The 15,489-nt window shown below is 74.0% G+C and carries 17 protein-coding genes; 12 read left to right on the forward strand and 5 right to left on the reverse strand.

Features of this window, described 5'->3' with window-relative positions:
* The first annotated feature begins 31 nt into the window (after window positions 1–31).
* Window positions 32–436, forward strand: a complete 405-nt coding sequence (locus AC0B9F_RS25995) for a ChaB family protein (protein ID WP_472006577.1) — start codon at window positions 32–34, stop codon at window positions 434–436.
* 38 nt (window positions 437–474) lie between these two features.
* Entirely contained in the window at window positions 475–831 is a 357-nt protein-coding gene (locus tag AC0B9F_RS26000) for a DUF6479 family protein (protein WP_472006578.1), read from the forward strand.
* Between the two features lie 331 nt (window positions 832–1,162).
* On the opposite strand, the gene AC0B9F_RS26005 is transcribed toward AC0B9F_RS26000, so the two are convergent.
* On the reverse strand, window positions 1,163–2,035 hold the full coding sequence (locus AC0B9F_RS26005; protein WP_472006580.1) for a fructosamine kinase family protein: 873 nt from the start codon (window positions 2,033–2,035) through the stop codon (window positions 1,163–1,165).
* 173 nt (window positions 2,036–2,208) lie between these two features.
* On the opposite strand from AC0B9F_RS26005, the gene AC0B9F_RS26010 reads away from it, so the two are divergent.
* Complete coding sequence (locus AC0B9F_RS26010) at window positions 2,209–3,036, forward strand: MIP/aquaporin family protein (RefSeq protein WP_472006582.1); 828 nt, start codon at window positions 2,209–2,211, stop codon at window positions 3,034–3,036.
* Here the strand turns inward: AC0B9F_RS26010 and AC0B9F_RS26015 are convergent.
* A complete protein-coding gene (locus AC0B9F_RS26015; protein WP_472006748.1) occupies window positions 2,960–3,670 on the reverse strand; it encodes a hypothetical protein in 711 nt (236 codons plus the stop codon). The two genes, AC0B9F_RS26010 and AC0B9F_RS26015, sit on opposite strands and share 77 nt — an antisense overlap.
* A 305-nt stretch (window positions 3,671–3,975) precedes the next feature.
* Between AC0B9F_RS26015 and AC0B9F_RS26020 the strand changes: the two genes are divergently transcribed.
* The 4 genes from AC0B9F_RS26020 to AC0B9F_RS26035 all read left to right on the forward strand — a co-directional run bounded on the left by AC0B9F_RS26020 (window position 3,976) and on the right by AC0B9F_RS26035 (window position 7,730).
* Entirely contained in the window at window positions 3,976–5,376 is a 1,401-nt protein-coding gene (locus tag AC0B9F_RS26020) for an amidase (protein WP_472006584.1), read from the forward strand.
* Window positions 5,377–5,409: 33 nt separating this feature from the next.
* Complete coding sequence (locus AC0B9F_RS26025) at window positions 5,410–5,628, forward strand: hypothetical protein (protein ID WP_472006585.1); 219 nt, start codon at window positions 5,410–5,412, stop codon at window positions 5,626–5,628.
* Window positions 5,629–5,760: 132 nt separating this feature from the next.
* A complete protein-coding gene (locus AC0B9F_RS26030; protein ID WP_472006587.1) occupies window positions 5,761–7,239 on the forward strand; it encodes an SPFH domain-containing protein in 1,479 nt (492 codons plus the stop codon).
* A 44-nt stretch (window positions 7,240–7,283) separates the two neighbouring features.
* Window positions 7,284–7,730: a type II toxin-antitoxin system PemK/MazF family toxin gene (locus AC0B9F_RS26035; protein ID WP_472006589.1), complete on the forward strand. Its 447-nt coding sequence runs from the start codon at window positions 7,284–7,286 to the stop codon at window positions 7,728–7,730.
* Here AC0B9F_RS26035 and AC0B9F_RS26040 read toward each other — a convergent pair.
* A complete protein-coding gene (locus tag AC0B9F_RS26040; RefSeq protein ID WP_472006591.1) occupies window positions 7,715–8,542 on the reverse strand; it encodes a TIGR02452 family protein in 828 nt (275 codons plus the stop codon). The two genes, AC0B9F_RS26035 and AC0B9F_RS26040, sit on opposite strands and share 16 nt — an antisense overlap.
* A gap of 270 nt (window positions 8,543–8,812) precedes the next feature.
* On the opposite strand from AC0B9F_RS26040, the gene egtA reads away from it, so the two are divergent.
* The 4 genes from egtA to egtD are packed head-to-tail and all read left to right on the forward strand — an operon-like array spanning window position 8,813 to window position 13,192.
* Window positions 8,813–10,135, forward strand: a complete 1,323-nt coding sequence (gene egtA / locus AC0B9F_RS26045) for an ergothioneine biosynthesis glutamate--cysteine ligase EgtA (RefSeq protein WP_472006592.1) — start codon at window positions 8,813–8,815, stop codon at window positions 10,133–10,135.
* Complete coding sequence (egtB, locus tag AC0B9F_RS26050) at window positions 10,132–11,451, forward strand: ergothioneine biosynthesis protein EgtB (protein ID WP_472006594.1); 1,320 nt, start codon at window positions 10,132–10,134, stop codon at window positions 11,449–11,451. Before egtA ends, egtB begins: the two co-directional genes overlap by 4 nt.
* Window positions 11,451–12,233 (forward strand): ergothioneine biosynthesis protein EgtC, encoded by a 783-nt coding sequence (gene egtC / locus AC0B9F_RS26055; protein WP_472006596.1) that lies wholly within the window; start codon window positions 11,451–11,453, stop codon window positions 12,231–12,233. Before egtB ends, egtC begins: the two co-directional genes overlap by 1 nt.
* Window positions 12,230–13,192, forward strand: coding sequence for an L-histidine N(alpha)-methyltransferase (gene egtD, locus AC0B9F_RS26060; protein ID WP_472006598.1), 963 nt, complete (start codon window positions 12,230–12,232; stop codon window positions 13,190–13,192). Before egtC ends, egtD begins: the two co-directional genes overlap by 4 nt.
* A 7-nt stretch (window positions 13,193–13,199) precedes the next feature.
* Here egtD and AC0B9F_RS26065 read toward each other — a convergent pair whose 3' ends face one another.
* Window positions 13,200–14,459, reverse strand: a complete 1,260-nt coding sequence (locus AC0B9F_RS26065; RefSeq protein WP_472006599.1) for an extracellular solute-binding protein — start codon at window positions 14,457–14,459, stop codon at window positions 13,200–13,202.
* 240 nt (window positions 14,460–14,699) lie between these two features.
* Here AC0B9F_RS26065 and AC0B9F_RS26070 point away from each other — a divergent pair, with 240 nt between their 5' ends.
* Window positions 14,700–14,915, forward strand: coding sequence for a dodecin (locus AC0B9F_RS26070; RefSeq protein ID WP_472006601.1), 216 nt, complete (start codon window positions 14,700–14,702; stop codon window positions 14,913–14,915).
* A 19-nt stretch (window positions 14,916–14,934) separates the two neighbouring features.
* Here the strand turns inward: AC0B9F_RS26070 and AC0B9F_RS26075 are convergent, their stop codons facing one another.
* Complete coding sequence (locus AC0B9F_RS26075; RefSeq protein WP_472006603.1) at window positions 14,935–15,450, reverse strand: phosphatase domain-containing protein; 516 nt, start codon at window positions 15,448–15,450, stop codon at window positions 14,935–14,937.
* Window positions 15,451–15,489 lie beyond the last annotated feature (39 nt).

A 15,489-nucleotide genomic window follows, 5' to 3' on the forward strand; every position in this document is an offset into this window, starting at 1 on the left:
CCCGGAAGCCGCACCCGAGGAGGTGAGTGACGTGCCCGGACGACAGGAACTGCCGTCCACCCTGGAGCGCTCCTCGAAGGACGCGCAGGAGACCTGGATCAAGGCGCACGACTCCGCCGTCGAGAGTTACGGCGAGGGCGAGCGGGCCCACCGGGTCGCCTACGGGGCGCTCAAGCACACCCACGAGAAGGTCGGCGACCACTGGGAGCGCAAGGAGGGCGGCCGCAAGGGCCCCTCGGACCCGCGCTCGGCCCGGCCCCGGCAGCAGGGCGGCCGCAGCGGCGAGGGCGTCGACGAGCAGGCCACGAAGGAACACCTCTACGACCTCGCGCGGCGACTGGACGTCGAGGGCCGCTCGCGGATGTCGAAGTCTGAGCTGCTGGACGCCGTCCGCAAGGCCAACCGCTCCCGGACCCGGCAATCCCGTTCGGCCTGACCCTGGTAGCGAACCGGTTTCAGGGGTATTCGTGGGATATGAGCAGCGCAATGATGCAGATGGCCGCCGTGAGCGGCGCTCTCGTCCTGGGTCCCGTCATCATCGGGGTCTTCCTCGTGGGAGGACTGATCGGCGCCTTCTGGTTCGGTGATGTCTTCAAGAGCCACGAGCCGCCCCCGCCGCGTCCCGAGGAGCAGCCGCATCTGCCCCCGGGCGGCGCGGTCCACGGCATACAGGAGAACCGGGAACCGGAGGAGGTGCCCCACGACGGCCGCCGCCGGCTCCCGCACGAGTTCGGCAACCTCGGCACCCGGACGAGCGAGTCGCAGGAACGGCCGAAGTGGGGCAAGGGCTCCAGCGGCTCGTTCGGCGGAGGCGGCCTGGGCGCCCACTGAGGCCCCGGCACCCCACGGCCGTACGCCCCGCACCGGCGGGGCGCGCGGCCGCCGGGAGCCACCCGCCCGGACCCGCGCCCGAAGCGACCGGACCTGGCCGACCTGAACGGCTCCCCCTGCGCCCCTGCCGTCCCGGAATCTCTTCCGGGTGGCGGGGGCGCTCGTGTGACGGGGGGCGTGTGCAGGCGGTGCAGGCGTCTGCGGACGGCCGTGAGCACCCGGGGTCCACGGCGTGTGCGGCTGGGACCGGCTCAGGGACTGTGCCGGAACACCCCGCCCCCGGGACGAGCTGGAGTGCTGAGGGGCGGCGGACCGGGGCGCCGGTCCCCGCTCAGCCCGCCGCGGCCGTCCGGGCAGCCGTCAGCGCCTGTTCGGCGTAGGCGCGGCCGAACAGGACGGCGTGCACCAGCAGCGGGAAGAGCTGATGGAGGGCGATACGCTCGCGCCGGCCCGCGGCGAGCGGTGCCGCGTCCTGGTAGCCCTCCAGCACCCGCTGAAGGTGGGGACAGCCGAACAGGTGCAGCATCGCGAGATCGGTCTCGCGGTGTCCGCCGTGCGCGGCCGGATCGATCACCCAGGCGTGCCCGTCGGCTCCCCACACCACGTTGCCGTTCCACAGATCGCCGTGCAACCGCGCGGGCGGCTCGGCGGGCCCGGCCAGCTCGGGCAGCCGCTCGCAGACCCGCTCGACCACCGGCGCCTCCGTCGAGCGGACGGTCCCCTGGTCGACGGCGCGCCGCAGATAGGGCAGGACCCGGTGTTCGGCGTACCAACGCGGCCAGTGCGCGCCGGTGGCGTTGCGCATCGGGGCCCGGCCGATCCAGGCGTCCCGTGGCCCGCCGGGCGGCGCGGCGCCGAAGGCGGGGGCGCCGGCGGCGTGCAGAGCGGCCAGCTCGCGCCCGAAGCGGACCGCCGCCTCGGCGGTGGGCGGCCCCTCGGGCACGCGGTCGCTCACCAGCCAGCGCTCGTCCTGCCCGTGCACCACGGGCACCGGTACGGCGCCGGCGTCGGCCAGCCAGCGCAGTCCGGCCGCCTCGGCGCGCACCGCACCGGGCTCGTCACCGTGTTTGACCATCACCACGCGCCCGTCGTCCAGCGCGATCTCGGCGAGCGCCCCGGACAGCCGCCGCTGCCCGGTCACCCGCGCGCCGGTGAACCGGGCTGCCACGGACCCGGCATCCAGGCCGTCGGAGCTGTTCCCCACGGCGCCCAGGGTACGGCCGTACACCGGGCCACCGGGCCGTGGATCCACACGGAAGATGGCGCTCCGGTTGACGTTCCGGCTCTGGACGTCCAGCATCAAATCACTACGGTCGCATGCAAAACGCCCCATCGTCACCACACCCATCCCCCCTCAGAAGGTGGAGGCGGTGCTCCATGGCAGACAGGACGACCGCCAGAGGAATGACCGGCGAGCTGGTCGCGGAATTCCTCGGCACCATGATCCTCATCCTCTTCGGCGTCGGCGTGGTCGCCCAGGTCGTGGCCGGCGGACTCGGAAATCACGACAGCATCACCTGGGCCTGGGGTCTCGGCGTCACTTTCGGTGTGTACGTCGCCGCCCGGATCAGCGGTGCGCATCTCAATCCCGCCGTGACCGTGGCCCTGGCCTGTTTCAAGGGCTTCTCCTGGCGCAAGGTCCTGCCGTACGCGGTGGCCCAGACGGCCGGCGCGTTCGTCGCCGCGCTGATCGTGCGCTGGAACTACACGGAGGTCCTGGCCAAGTTCGACCCCGGCCACACCATCAAGTCGCAGTTCGTCTTCTCGACCCTGCCCGGCAACGGCGCCGCCCCGGTGAGCGAGTGGGGTGCGCTGCGTGACCAGGTGATCGGCACCGCCCTCCTGGTGCTGCTGATCTTCGCGGTCACCGACCTGCTCAACACCCCGCCCGGCGCCAACCTCGCGCCGTTCATCATCGGCCTCATCGTCGTGGCGATCGGCATGGCCTGGGGCACGGACGCCGGGTACGCCATCAACCCGGCCCGTGACCTCGGTCCCCGGCTGGCGAGTTACATCACGGGGTACGGCACCGCCTGGAGAGACCAGTACGGCAATTTCTACTGGTGGGTGCCCATCGTCGGACCGCTCGTCGGCGGTGTGGTCGGCGCCGCGCTGTACCGGTTCATGATCACTCCGTATCTGGCGCGCGGGGTGGAGGAACAGGAACCGGGCCGCATTCCCTCGCCCGACGCAGGTCCCGAATAGACGGCCGCCGCAGGCGTCCGTGCAGCACTCCGAGGACGATCGCCGCGCCCACCGCGACCAGATGTTCGCGTCCGGCCAGGTTGGGAACGGCGATCGACTCCCACACCATCGATCCGCCGGTGAGCGTGAACAGCACGGGGGCCCGGCGGGTCACCGCCATGTACGTGAACAGCCCCACGACCGCCGCCGAGGGGCCGGTGTCGAGCACCTGGCCGGCCTGCGGCGGCAGGCCCAGTCCCCACCAGCCGGGACCGAGCGCGAGCATCACCCGGGCCGCGAGCGTCCCGGCGAGCGTGGTTGCGTAGGCCACGGCCAGCGTCCGGGCCCGGCCGAGCGCCAGCTCGGCCAGCGCGAACGCCAGGAACAGCGACGTGAGGCCCGCCCACACCGGCAGGTCCAGCGCCGGCACGTACAGCGACACGGGCGTGCGCAGCAGGGCCAGCCACAGCGGCAGGTCGCCCCGGACGCCGCCGAGGACGCGCACGGCCGTCGCGCCCATCGGGTGCTGCGCGATCGCGTGGAAGAAGATCACCCCGACGCACGCCACGCACCCCAGCAGCAGCGCCCCCGGCCCCCGGCAAAAGAGCCGGACGACCGGGTCGGCCACGATGCCGCGGAACTCGTGCCACAGCATCCGCCCGACGAAGGCGGCCGCGCGGCGCGGCAGTCCCCGCCGCCCCTCGCGCTCGTTCTCCCGTGCCGCGGCCGGCAACGATCCGCCGCCGCCCGTCCCTTCCCCCTGTGGACGTCCTTCGCCCCGGTACACACCCGCCCCCTGACGCGGGGTACGACCCCGCCGCCCCCTCCAGCACGACCACCGCCATCGTAGGGAAGGCTCCCCCGCCGGCCTGATCACCGCCGGCCGGACGCCGGGGCGTTTCCCGTTCGCGCCCCGCAGGTTACCGTTCGGTAGACGACGGACTCCCGGAGGTGCGCCGTATGACGCTCGACCGTTCCGCGGGGCTGGCCGAGACCGCCCGCGCACTGGCCGCGGGCGAGGTGAGCGCGCGGGAGCTGGCCGAGCGCACGCTGGAACGGATCGAGGCGTCACAGGCGACGGTGAACGCGTTCCGGATCGTGCGGGCCAAGGCCGCGCTCGCCGAGGCCGACGCGGCGGACCGGGAGCTGGCCGCGGGGGTGCGCAGACCGCTGCTGGGGGTGCCGGTCGCGGTCAAGGACGACATGGATGTGGCGGGCGAGCCGACCGCGTTCGGCTGCTGCGGCGACTTCCCGCCGGTCGCCGAGGACGGGGAGGCGGTACGGCGGCTGCGCGCGGCCGGCGCGGTGATCGTCGGCAAGACCAACACCTGCGAGTTCGGGCAGTGGCCGCACACCGAGGGGCCCGCGTTCGGCGCCACCCGCAACCCGTGGAGCCCCGAGCACACGCCGGGCGGGTCCTCCGGCGGGTCCGCGGCCGCCGTAGCCGCCGGGCTGGTGCCGGCCGCGCTCGGCTCGGACGGCGCCGGCTCGGTGCGCATCCCGGCCGCCTGGACCCATCTCGTCGGCATCAAGCCGCAGCGCGGCCGTATCTCCACCTGGCCGCGCGGTGAGTCCTTCCAGGGCATCACCGTCAACGGCACCCTGGCCCGCACGGTCGCCGACGCCGCGCTGCTGCTGGACGCGGCGAGCGGCAACCACGCGCGCGACCCGCACCGGCCGCCCGCGCTCACGGTGTCCGACGCGGTCGGCCGCGACCCGGGGCGGTTGCGCGTCGCGCTGTCGCTGAAGCCGCCGTTCACCGCGGTACCGGCCCGGCTGCGGCCCGAGGTGCGCGCCCGGGTCGTCGAACTCGCAGAGCAGCTCGCGGCGTTGGGGCACGTGGTGGAGGAGGCCGATCCGCCGTACGGGCAGATCGGGCTGACCTTCGTGCCGCGCGCCACCGCCGGCATCGCCGAACGCGTCGCCGAGGCGCCCTTCCCCGGCCTGCTCGACGCCCGCACCCGGGGCGCCGCCCGGCTGGGCCGGCTGCTGGGCGGGGTGCCGCTGCGGGCGGCCCGCCGGGCGGAGGCGCTGCTGCACCGCCGTATCGGCGCCTTCTTCACGTCGTACGACGTGATCCTCGCGCCCACCACGGCCGCTCCCCCGCCCCGCATCGGCGCCCTGCACGCGCTGGGCGGATTCGCCACCGACCGGGCGATGATCGCGGCCTGCCCCTACGCCTGGCCGTGGAACGTGCTCGGCTGGCCCGGCGTCAACGTGCCCGCCGGGTTCACCGGCGGCGGGCTGCCGGTGGGCGCCCAGTTGCTCGGGCCCGCCCACAGCGAACCGCTGCTGGTGTCGCTGGCGGCCCAGTTGGAGGCGCAGGCGCGCTGGCACGAACGGTGGCCGCCCCGGGCATAGGCCGCGCCGGGACCCTGCCCGTACGCTGTGACCATGGACGATGCGTCGATGGTCGGGCTCATGGGGCGGGTCACCGGTACGGTCGGGCCCGGACTGGTCGGCGAGGTGATCGTCCGGGTGCGCGGCGGCGCCGAGCACTTCCTCGCCCACCCCGCCGCCGGAGCCGGCCGCCTGGAGCGCGGCACGGTCGTGATGGTGGTCGAGTACCTGCCCCCGCGGACCGTCTACGTGACGGCGGCGTACGACAGTTGAGCCCGCTGCGGCGCAGGTGAGAGCGCCTGCGTCAAGATTGCGACAAGGATGCGCGGACGTCTTCCCGCGCGGCTCCGCCGGGCGCACACTCCCTTCGTTCGGTGCCGAAAGGGCACCATGCAAAGGGGGCGAATGCCGATGGTCGTCGGCGTCGTTGCGGGGACGGTCGTCGTTGCCGTCCTGCTTCTTGTCGGTCTGTTCAAGCTCATGTGGCGCGTCGCGGAACCGAACGAGGCGCTCGTCATCTCCGGCTCCAAGCACCGCACGGAGGGCCTGGAGGAGGGCATGGGCTTCCGCATCGTCACCGGGCGCGGCACGCTGGTGCTGCCCGGGGTGCAGGCGGTGCGCAGGCTCTCCCTGGACCTGAACGAGACCGAGCTGCACGTGGACTGCGTGACCCATCAGGGCATTCCGCTGAAGGTGCGCGGCGTGGTCATCTTCAAGGTGGGCGACGACTTCGTGTCGATCGCGAACGCGGCCCGCCGGTTCCTGGACCAGCAGAAGCTGATGTCGGACCGGGTGCACAACGTCTTCGCCGGTCATCTGCGGTCCATCGTGGGCGGGTTGACGGTCGAGGACATGATCCGCGACCGGGAGAAGCTGACGGGCCAGACGCGTGCCGCGTGCGGCACGGAGATGGAGAAGCTGGGCTTGATCGTGGACTCGCTGCAGATCCACGAGATCGAGGACCCGACCGGATACATCCAGAACCTGGCGATGCCGCACGCGGCGGCCGTGCAGCGGGACGCGCGGATCGCGCAGGCCGAGGCCAACCGGCTGGCGACGGAGGCCGAGCAGCAGTCGTTCGCGCGGATGGCGGAGGCGACCCGGGACAGCGAGATCCTGCAGGCCGGCTACCAGGCCGAGCGGGACAAGGCGGCCGCGAAGGCCCGGCAGGCCGGGCCGCTCGCCGAGGCCGGGGCCCGGCAGGAGGTCGTCGTGCAGGAGACCCGGGTCGCCGAGCTGGAGGCGCACCGCCGCGAGCAGCAGCTCCAGGCCGACGTGCGCAAGCCGGCCGACGCACGCGCCTACGAGACCCGCACGCTGGCCGAGGCCGAGCGTGACGCGCGGATCTCGGCGGCGCAGGCCAAGGCGCAGGAGACGGAGTTGGCCGCGGCGGCCGAGGCGACCCGGGTCAAGACGGCCGCGGGCGCGGAGGCCGAGGCGACCCAGGCGCGCGGTCAGGCCAGTGCCGCCGCCACCCGGGCCACCGGTGAGGCCGAGGCGGCCGCCGCCCAGGCCAAGGGGCTCGCACAGGCGGAGGCGGCCAAGGCCAAGGGGCTCGCCGAGGCCGAGGCCATCAAGGCGCGGGCCGCCGCGCTCGCCGAGAACCAGGAGGCGGTCGTCGCCCAGCAACTCGCCGAGAAGTGGCCGGAGATCGTCCAGGCCGGGGCGTCCGCTTTCGGCAACGTGGACAACATGGTGCTGCTCAACGGCGCCGACGGCATGGCGGACGTGTTCGCCAAGGCGCTCACCATGGGCGGCACGGGTCTGGGACTGGCCCGCCAGTTGCTGGCGTCGATGAACGCCGACGGCCCGAATCCGGCCGGTCCGTCCGTGAACGGTGCGGCGCCCCGACCGCCGCAGAGGGTGCCGGTCCAGGACGCGTGAGGCGCTGATCGCGCGGTCACGGGGGACGCTCTAGGGTGCCCCCCGTGACTGCTTTCACCGAAGAGAACGTCCCCGGCCGTTACGGCCCCACCGCCACCACCGAGGCCGACCCGCGCGAGGTGGGCCGGGTGCGCACCGAGTACTCCCCCGCCCACGACGGCGATCCCGACCCCGGCGAGATCGTGTGGACGTGGGTGCCCTTCGAGGAGAACGACGGCCGGGGCAAGGACCGGCCGGTGCTGGTCGTCGCGCGCGAGGCGGCCGGCACCTTGCTGGCCGTGCGGCTGTCGAGCAAGCGGCATGACGGCAACCGGGAGTGGGTGGCGATCGGCAGCGGGCCGTGGGACCGCGCCGGGCGCGAGTCGTGGGTGGACGTGGACCGCGTGCTGCGGCTGCACGAGGAGGGCATGCGCCGCGAGGCGTGCGCCCTGGACCGTATGCGTTTCGACCTGGTCCGCAGGCGGCTGGCGGAGCGCTACGGCTGGACCTGAGCCGCCACGCCCTCGAAGCAGCGCTCGAACGCCGCGCGGGTGTCGCCCTTGCGGTCCAGGACGCCGAAGACCACGTGCTCGAACCGGTGGGCGAACCGCCCGCCGGGGACCAGCAGCGACCGGAACGCCCCGGCCACCTGAGCCGGGTCGTTGCGGAACACCCCGCAACCCCAGGCGCCCAGCACCAGGCGCCGGTAGCCGTGCGCGGCGGCCGTCTCCAGCACCCGCTCGGCCCGCACCGCGAGGGCGCGGGGCAGCTCGGCAGCGCGCTCGGGGACGGTGCGCAGGATCACGCCGGCGTTGGGCGCCGCGGAGGACAGGAAGCCGACCCGGTACGGCTCGTCCAGCAGGCGGCCCCGGTCGTCGCGGAAGACCGGCACGGCCGGGGCGTGGATGACGCGGTCCGTGTAGAACGGGTCGCGGTGGGTGCGGTGGTGGTCGTAGAACTCCGGCGCCCGCAGCAGGCAGGTGTACAGCGCGGAGGCCCGGCACAGGGCCTCCTCCTGGGCCTGCGCCCCGTTCAGGTAGCCGCCGCCGGGATTGCGGGCGGAGGCGAAGTCCAGGACGGCCACCGGGTGGTCGGCGAGGCGGCGGGCGGCCTCCAGGCTGCTCTCGCCGGTGACCTCGATCGTCACGTCGGCGGGCGGCGCCCCGGGCACGGGCACCGGCTCCGGGCCGAGCATCCGCGTGTCCTGCCGCGCCGCCTCGATCGCCTGCGCGAGGGACACCGTGTGCCCGTCCGCCCGGACGTAGCGGCCCGCCTCGACGATCTTCTCCGTCTCCCGCGCGATGCCGCGCAGCCGCGCGCTCACGGCGTCACCCCCGTGGACGCCACGAGCGCGCCCTCCCCCGTCGTGCTCATGCACGCATCCTGAGCGATGCTGGTCGTGGGTTGCAACGCGTTTTCCCGGGCGTGGAACGCGGCGGAAAACCTGCTTGAAAGGAACCTTACGAAGCCCGGAACGTGTCGCCTGGCACTCTTGTGCGAATCGGCAGGAGCGTCTTGGGTGGGACGAGCGCGCCGCGCCCGGAGCACCCGGAGCCGGACCGGCAGCATGGTGGACTCTCAGGAGGATCCCGACATGTCCGATTCGTCGACCACCTCGGCGGGTGACTGTACGGAGCACCGCGAGCCCCGTACCCGTGTCACCGAGGCCGAGGTGGAAGCCCTGGTCAGGGGCATCTGCTTCAAGACCGGACCACCCCGTCGGCTCGGGGTGGAAGTGGAATGGCTGGTCCACGAGGAGCGCGAGCCGCAGCTGCCCGTGACACCCGACCGGCTCGACGCGGCCTACGCCGCACTGCGGGGCGTGCCCCTGGGCTCGGCCCTCACCGTGGAACCCGGCGGCCAGCTGGAGCTGAGCTCGCCGCCCGCCGCCTCCCTGATGGAGTGCGTCGGCACCGTCTCCGCCGACCTCGCCGCCGTCCGCGCCGTACTGCGCCGTGACGGCCTGGTCCTGGCCGGCATCGGCCACGAACCCTGGCACTCGCCGCGCCGGTACCTGCGCGAACCGCGCTACGACGCCATGGAGACCTCGCTGGACCGCACCGGGCCGGCCGGCCGCGCCATGATGCGCGCCTCCGCCTCCGTGCAGGTCTGCGTGGACGCCGGGCACGAGGAGCCCGGTCCGCTGGGCCACGGGCGCCGCTGGTGGCTGGCGCACACCCTGGGCGCCGTCCTGGTGGCGGCCTTCGCGCACTCCCCGATGGCCGGGCACCGTCCCACCGGCTGGCGCTCCACCCGGCAGCTGCGCTGGATGGAGATCGGTCCCGGCCGCGCGGGCGCGCCCGTCGCGGACGGCGAGCCCCGCGCCGCGTGGGCCCGGCACGTGCTGGACGCGCCCGTGATGTGCGTCCGGCGCGAGGACGGCCCGTGGGAGGTACCCGACGGGCTCACCTTCCGCGAGTGGACCCGCTCCGGCGTGCCCCGGCCGCCGACCCGCGCCGACCTCGACTACCACCTCACGACGCTGTTCCCGCCGGTGCGGCCACGCGGTCATCTGGAGCTGCGGATGATCGACGCCCAGCCCGGCGACGACGGCTGGATCGTCCCACTGGCGGTGACGGCCGCCCTGTTCGACGACCCGGAGGCCGCCGAGACCGCCTACCGCACGGTGAAGCCGCTGGCGGAGCGGACGCTGGCGCTGCCCGCCCCGCACAATCCGCTGTGGGCCGACGCGGCCCGCGACGGCCTGGCCGACCCGGAACTCGCGGAGGCGGCCGCCGACTGCTTCACGGCGGCGCTCGCGGCGCTGCCCCGCCTCGGCGCCACCACCCAGGTCGTGGACGCCGTCGCCGCGTACCGGGACCGCTATGTGCTCAGGGGCCGCTGCCCCGCCGACGATCTGCTGGACCGCCTGCGCGGCACCACCCCGCGCGCCCACGGGAAGGACGACCTGCGATGACCGAGCCCGCGCCCGACGCCGAGACGCTCCGCGAGCGCGCCCTCACCTCGCTCACCACCGCCCGCGAGCGCACCACCCTGCTCACCACCTGCGTCGACGGCCCCGACCTCACCGCGCAGCACTCGCCGCTGATGTCCCCGCTGGTCTGGGACCTCGCGCACATCGGCAACCAGGAGGAGCTGTGGCTGCTGCGCACGGTCGGCGGACAGGAGGCGATACGCCCCGACATCGACCCTCTCTACGACGCGTTCGAGCATCCCCGGGCCGAGCGGCCCTCCCTGCCGCTGCTGCCGCCCGGCGAGGCCCGGACGTACGCCGCGCAGGTGCGCACCCGCGCCCTGGACGTGCTGGGGTCCGCCCGGCTGGACGGCACCCGGCTGACCGAGGCGGGCTTCGCGTTCGGGATGGTCGCCCAGCACGAACAGCAGCATGACGAGACGATGCTGATCACCCATCAGCTGCGCACGGGCCCGCAGGTGCTGACCGCGCCGGACCCCGAGCCGGCTCCCCTGTTCACCGGCCCGGCCGAAGTCGTCGTGCCCGGCGGGCCGTTCACCATGGGCACCTCCGGGGAGCCGTGGGCGCTGGACAACGAACGGCCCGCGCACGTGAAGGAGGTGGCGCCGTTCGCGATCGACACCACCCCGGTGACCAACCGCGCCTACCAGGCGTTCATCGACGACGGCGGCTACGACGAGCCCCGCTGGTGGACGCGCGAGGGCTGGGACCACATCCGGCGCCACGCGATCCACGCGCCGCTGTTCTGGCGCCGCGACGGCGGGCAGTGGCTGCGCCGCCGCTTCGGCGCCACGGAGGCCGTCCCGCCCGAGGAGCCGGTGCTGCACGTGTGCTGGTACGAGGCAGACGCCTACGCCCGCTGGGCCGGGCGGCGGCTGCCGACGGAGGCGGAGTGGGAGAAGGCGGCCCGCTTCGACCCGGCGACCGGCGGCTCGATGCGCTACCCGTGGGGCGACGCCGACCCCGAGCCCGAGCACGCCAACCTCGGCCAGCGTCATCTGCGCCCGGCTCCGGCCGGCAGCTACCCGAAGGGCGAGTCACCGCTCGGCGTACGGCAGTTGATCGGTGACGTGTGGGAGTGGACGGCGAGCGACTTCCTGCCCTACCCGGGCTTCACGGCGTTCCCGTACAAGGAGTACTCGGAGGTGTTCTTCGGGTCCGAGCACAAGGTGCTGCGCGGCGGTTCCTTCGCGGTGGACCCGGTGGCCTGCCGGGGCACCTTCCGCAACTGGGACTACCCGATCCGGCGGCAGATCTTCTCCGGCTTCCGCACCGCCCGTTCCGTGGAGGGCGTCTGATGTGCCGTCACATCGCCTGGCTGGGCGACGAGGAGCCGCTCGGCCGGTTCCTGGTGGAGCCGGCGCACGGCCTGTACCGGCAGTCCTGGGCGCCCCGCCGGCAGCGGTACGGCACGGTCAACGCCGACGGCTTCGGGGTCGGCTGGTACGCCGGGGGCGATCCGGTGCCGGCCCGCTACCGCCGGGCCGGGCCGATCTGGGCCGACCAGTCCTTCGCCGACCTGGCCCGCGTGGTGCGCACCCGCGCGCTGCTGGCCGCCGTCCGGGACGCGACGCTGGCCGGGGCCGACGCGGAGGCCGCCGCCGCGCCGTTCGCCTCGGGCCGCTGGCTGTTCAGCCACAACGGCGCGATCGCCGGCTGGCCGGGCTCCCTGGCCGCCCTCTCGCGTACCCTGCCCGCCGGCGACCTGCTGGCGCTGGAGGCGCGCACCGACTCCGCGCTGGTGTGGGCGCTGGTGCTGGCCCGGCTGCGGGCCGGCGACGAGATGGGCCAGGCGCTGGCCGACACGGTCGCCGAAGCCGGCGCGGCCGCGCCGGGTTCCCGGCTCAACCTGCTGCTCACCGACGGCGACACGATCGCCGCCACCGCCTGGGGCGACACCCTGTGGTACCTGGCCGAGCCGGGCCGCCACACGGCCGTCGCCTCCGAGCCGTACGACGACGACCCGCTGTGGCGCGAGGTCCCGGACCACACCCTGCTGACGGCGGACCGCACCGAGGTGCTGCTCACCCCGTTGAAGGACCTCGATCAGGACGCACCCCCCAAGGAGCCCCGACCGTGAGCCCGTTCCGCATCACCCGCACGCTGCCGGAGGACGCCACGGACGCCGCCCTGCGCGCGGACGTCCTCGCCGGCCTCGCGGCCACCCCGAAGACGCTGCCGCCGAAGTGGTTCTACGACGCCCACGGCAGCGACCTGTTCGAGCGGATCACCGCGCTGGAGGAGTACTACCCGACGCGCGCCGAACGCGAGATCCTCATCGACCGGTCCGGGGACATCGCCGCCGCCACCGGGGCCCGTACCCTGATCGAGCTGGGCTCCGGCTCCTCGGAGAAGACCCGGTACCTGATCGACGCGCTGACCTCGCTGCACACCTATGTGCCGGTCGACGTCAGCGAGAGCGCGCTCACCCAGGCCGGGCAGGCGCTCGCCGCCGGCCGGCCGGACCTTCAGGTGCACGCCCTGATCGCCGACTTCACCGGCGCGCTCACGCTGCCGGACACACCGGGGCCGCGGCTGGTCGCGTTCCTCGGCGGCACGATCGGCAATCTGCTGCCGGCCGAGCGCTCCGCGTTCCTCGCCTCGGTGCGGGGCCTGCTCTCCCCCGGTGACGCGCTGCTGCTCGGCACGGACCTGGTCAAGGACGAGCGGGTCCTGGTCCGCGCCTACGACGACGCGGCCGGGGTGACGGCGGCGTTCAACAAGAACGTCCTGACCGTGATCAACCGCGAGCTGGGCGCCGACTTCGACCCGGACGCCTTCGACCACGTCGCCCGCTGGGACGCGGAACGCGAGTGGATCGAGATGCGCCTCGCGTCCCGTACGGCACAGACGGTGAAGGTGCCCGCGCTCGGCCTGGCCGTCGACTTCGCGGCGGGCGAGGAGCTGCGCACGGAGGTGTCGGCGAAGTTCCGCAGGGAACGCGTCGCGGAGGAACTCGCCGCCTGCGGTATGGAGTTGTCCCACTGGTGGACGGACCGCGAGGGCCGGTTCGCGCTGTCGCTGGCCACGGTGCGCTGAGGGCGGCTCAGCCCAGCGACACCTTCAGCTCCTCGGTGATCCGGCGTGAGGCGCGCCGGGCCTCGGTGGCGGGGTCGGCCCCGGTCAGGACGGCGGTCATGTACCGCTTGATCGGGTTGTCGGCCTCGACCACCGCCCACTCGGGGGTGCTCGGGGTCGCCCGGCCGTGTGCGGCTCCGGCCGCCATGGCCGCGACCCCCTCCTCACCGGCGACGGCCGGGGCGAGCCTGGCCTTGTTGGGCACGTAGTTCATGGTGCGGGCGAGGTCGCTGTCCCACCGGGCGCCGGTGAGGGCGCTTACGACGGCGAGGGCGCCCTTGCGTTCGCCGGTGTTCTGCGGCACGACGAGGTCGGAGCCGCCGGTGAACACGGCGCCGGTACGGCCCGCGCTTTTGCCGGGGACGGGGAAGAAGCCGAGCTTGCCCTTCAGGCCCGGGTTCTGCTGCACGATGGACTGGGCGAGACCGGGGACGGCCACGATCTGCGCCACCGTGCCGGAGGCGAACACGCCGGCCTGCGGCGGGTGTTCCTCGTCGGCGCCGGCCGGGCCGTCGCCGAGGGCGTGCAGCCGCCGGTAGAAGTCCATCCCGCGCAGCGCGGCCGGGGTGTCGAGGGTGCCGCGCCAGCCGCCGTCGCCCTCCACGGCGAGCTCGCCGTCCTCGTCCCAGACGAACCCGGCGAGGCTGTACCAGTCCTGTCCGGCGAGGTAGATGCCCTGGTGGCCGCCGGAGTTCAGCCTGCGCGTGATGTCCAGCCACTCCTGGCGCGTCTTCGGCGGTGCGCTGACCCCGGCCTGGGCGAAGAGGTCCTTGCGGTAGATGACGACGCGGTTGGCGGCGTACCAGGGGATGCCGAACTGCTGTCCGTCGCGCCCGCCCGGCTCGGCGAGTCCCGGCAGCCAGTCGTCCAGGCCCCAGTCGCGCATCGACTCCAGGGTGAGGTCCAGCAGTCCGCCCTTGTCGATGTACTGCGGGACCTGGGTGTTGCCGACCTCGATGACGTCGGGGCCGTCCGTGCCGTCCGCCTTCAGCGCGGCCTGCACCTTGGCGCCGATGCCGGTCCACTGCTGGACGCGGATGTCGAGCGCGAGGTCGGAGTGGGTGTGCTCGAAGTCGTCGGTGAACCGGCGCAGGAACTGCGGCGAGGCGCTGTCCTTCATCAGCCAGACGGTGACCGTGCGCCGCGCCGCGCCGTCGTGCGGCAGGACACCGCAGGCGGTGAGCAGGCAGGCGGACACACAGGCGAGGGCGAGGAGGCGACGTGGCACGAGGGGGCTCCCGGGGTCCTGGCTGGAGGGGATCAGGCTGCGGACAGAGGAATGGGACCCGACGTGGGGGACGAGCAACTGACTCGAACGGGTGTGCCGGATTTTGGTATGGACCAATGCGGGGGTCAAGGGTTTCCCCGAGGAAGGCCGGTCCGACCGCCTCGCGCCGCGCCGCACTCTGGGGCACCGTGGAGTGACGCGTGACACACGCGTGTCCCCGCCCGCGAGAGGAGCACCCGCATGTCGAACCACACCTACCGGGTCACGGAGATCGTCGGCACCTCCCCCGAGGGGGTCGACTCAGCGATCCGCAACGGCATCACGCGCGCCTCGCAGACCCTGCGCAACCTGGACTGGTTCGAGGTGACCCAGGTGCGCGGGCAGATCGAGAACGGCGACATCGCCCACTGGCAGGTGGGCCTGAAGGTCGGCTTCCGGCTCGACGAGACCGACTGACAGGGAGCCGGAGGAGGGCTCAGGTACGGCCCTCGCGCTCCTGCGCCACCTTCAGCTCGGTCGACGGGGTGGCCCAGCGGGCCCGCAGCACGGCGAACCCCTCCCGTTCGGCGTCGTCGCACACCAGCTCGTCGTCGTCCACCAGCATCCGGATCTCGCGGTTGCGGGCGAGCCGGCGCAGGGTCTCCAGCTTGGTGCGCCGCGCGGGCCGCCGGTCGTCGTCACCGCGCATGTACACGCGCCCCTCGGGCAGCCCCTGCGCGGCCAGCCAGTCCAGCGTGTCGGCCCGGCACCGCTCGGGCCGCCCGGTGAGGTAGACGACCTCGCACTCCCCCGCGCTCTCCACGGCCAGCGCGACGCCCTGCGCGAGCGGCGGGTCCTGCGGCGCGGCCGCGAAGAAGCCGTCCCAGTCCTTCGGCCGCCGCTCGAGGAACCGCTGGCGGTGAGCGGTGTCGGCGAGCGTGTTGTCGAGATCGAACACGGCGAGCGGACGGCGGGGCGTACGGGACGTGGACGTGCGGGACGTAACAGTCACGCGGCCCACCCTAGCCCCGCCGTATGGATCATGCTTCTC

The organism is Streptomyces sp. NPDC097129, from assembly GCF_055668065.1.

Coding starts and splice junctions, on each gene's coding strand:
- AC0B9F_RS26000 (WP_472006578.1), top strand. CDS start 475: ATGAGCAGCGCAATGATGCAGATGGCCGCCGTGAGCGGCGCTCTCGTC.
- AC0B9F_RS26010 (WP_472006582.1), top strand. CDS start 2,209: ATGGCAGACAGGACGACCGCCAGAGGAATGACCGGCGAGCTGGTCGCG.
- AC0B9F_RS26015 (WP_472006748.1), bottom strand. CDS start 3,670: ATGCTGTGGCACGAGTTCCGCGGCATCGTGGCCGACCCGGTCGTCCGG.
- AC0B9F_RS26020 (WP_472006584.1), top strand. CDS start 3,976: ATGACGCTCGACCGTTCCGCGGGGCTGGCCGAGACCGCCCGCGCACTG.
- AC0B9F_RS26025 (WP_472006585.1), top strand. CDS start 5,410: ATGGACGATGCGTCGATGGTCGGGCTCATGGGGCGGGTCACCGGTACG.
- AC0B9F_RS26030 (WP_472006587.1), top strand. CDS start 5,761: ATGCCGATGGTCGTCGGCGTCGTTGCGGGGACGGTCGTCGTTGCCGTC.
- egtA (WP_472006592.1), top strand. CDS start 8,813: ATGTCCGATTCGTCGACCACCTCGGCGGGTGACTGTACGGAGCACCGC.
- egtB (WP_472006594.1), top strand. CDS start 10,132: ATGACCGAGCCCGCGCCCGACGCCGAGACGCTCCGCGAGCGCGCCCTC.
- egtC (WP_472006596.1), top strand. CDS start 11,451: ATGTGCCGTCACATCGCCTGGCTGGGCGACGAGGAGCCGCTCGGCCGG.
- AC0B9F_RS26070 (WP_472006601.1), top strand. CDS start 14,700: ATGTCGAACCACACCTACCGGGTCACGGAGATCGTCGGCACCTCCCCC.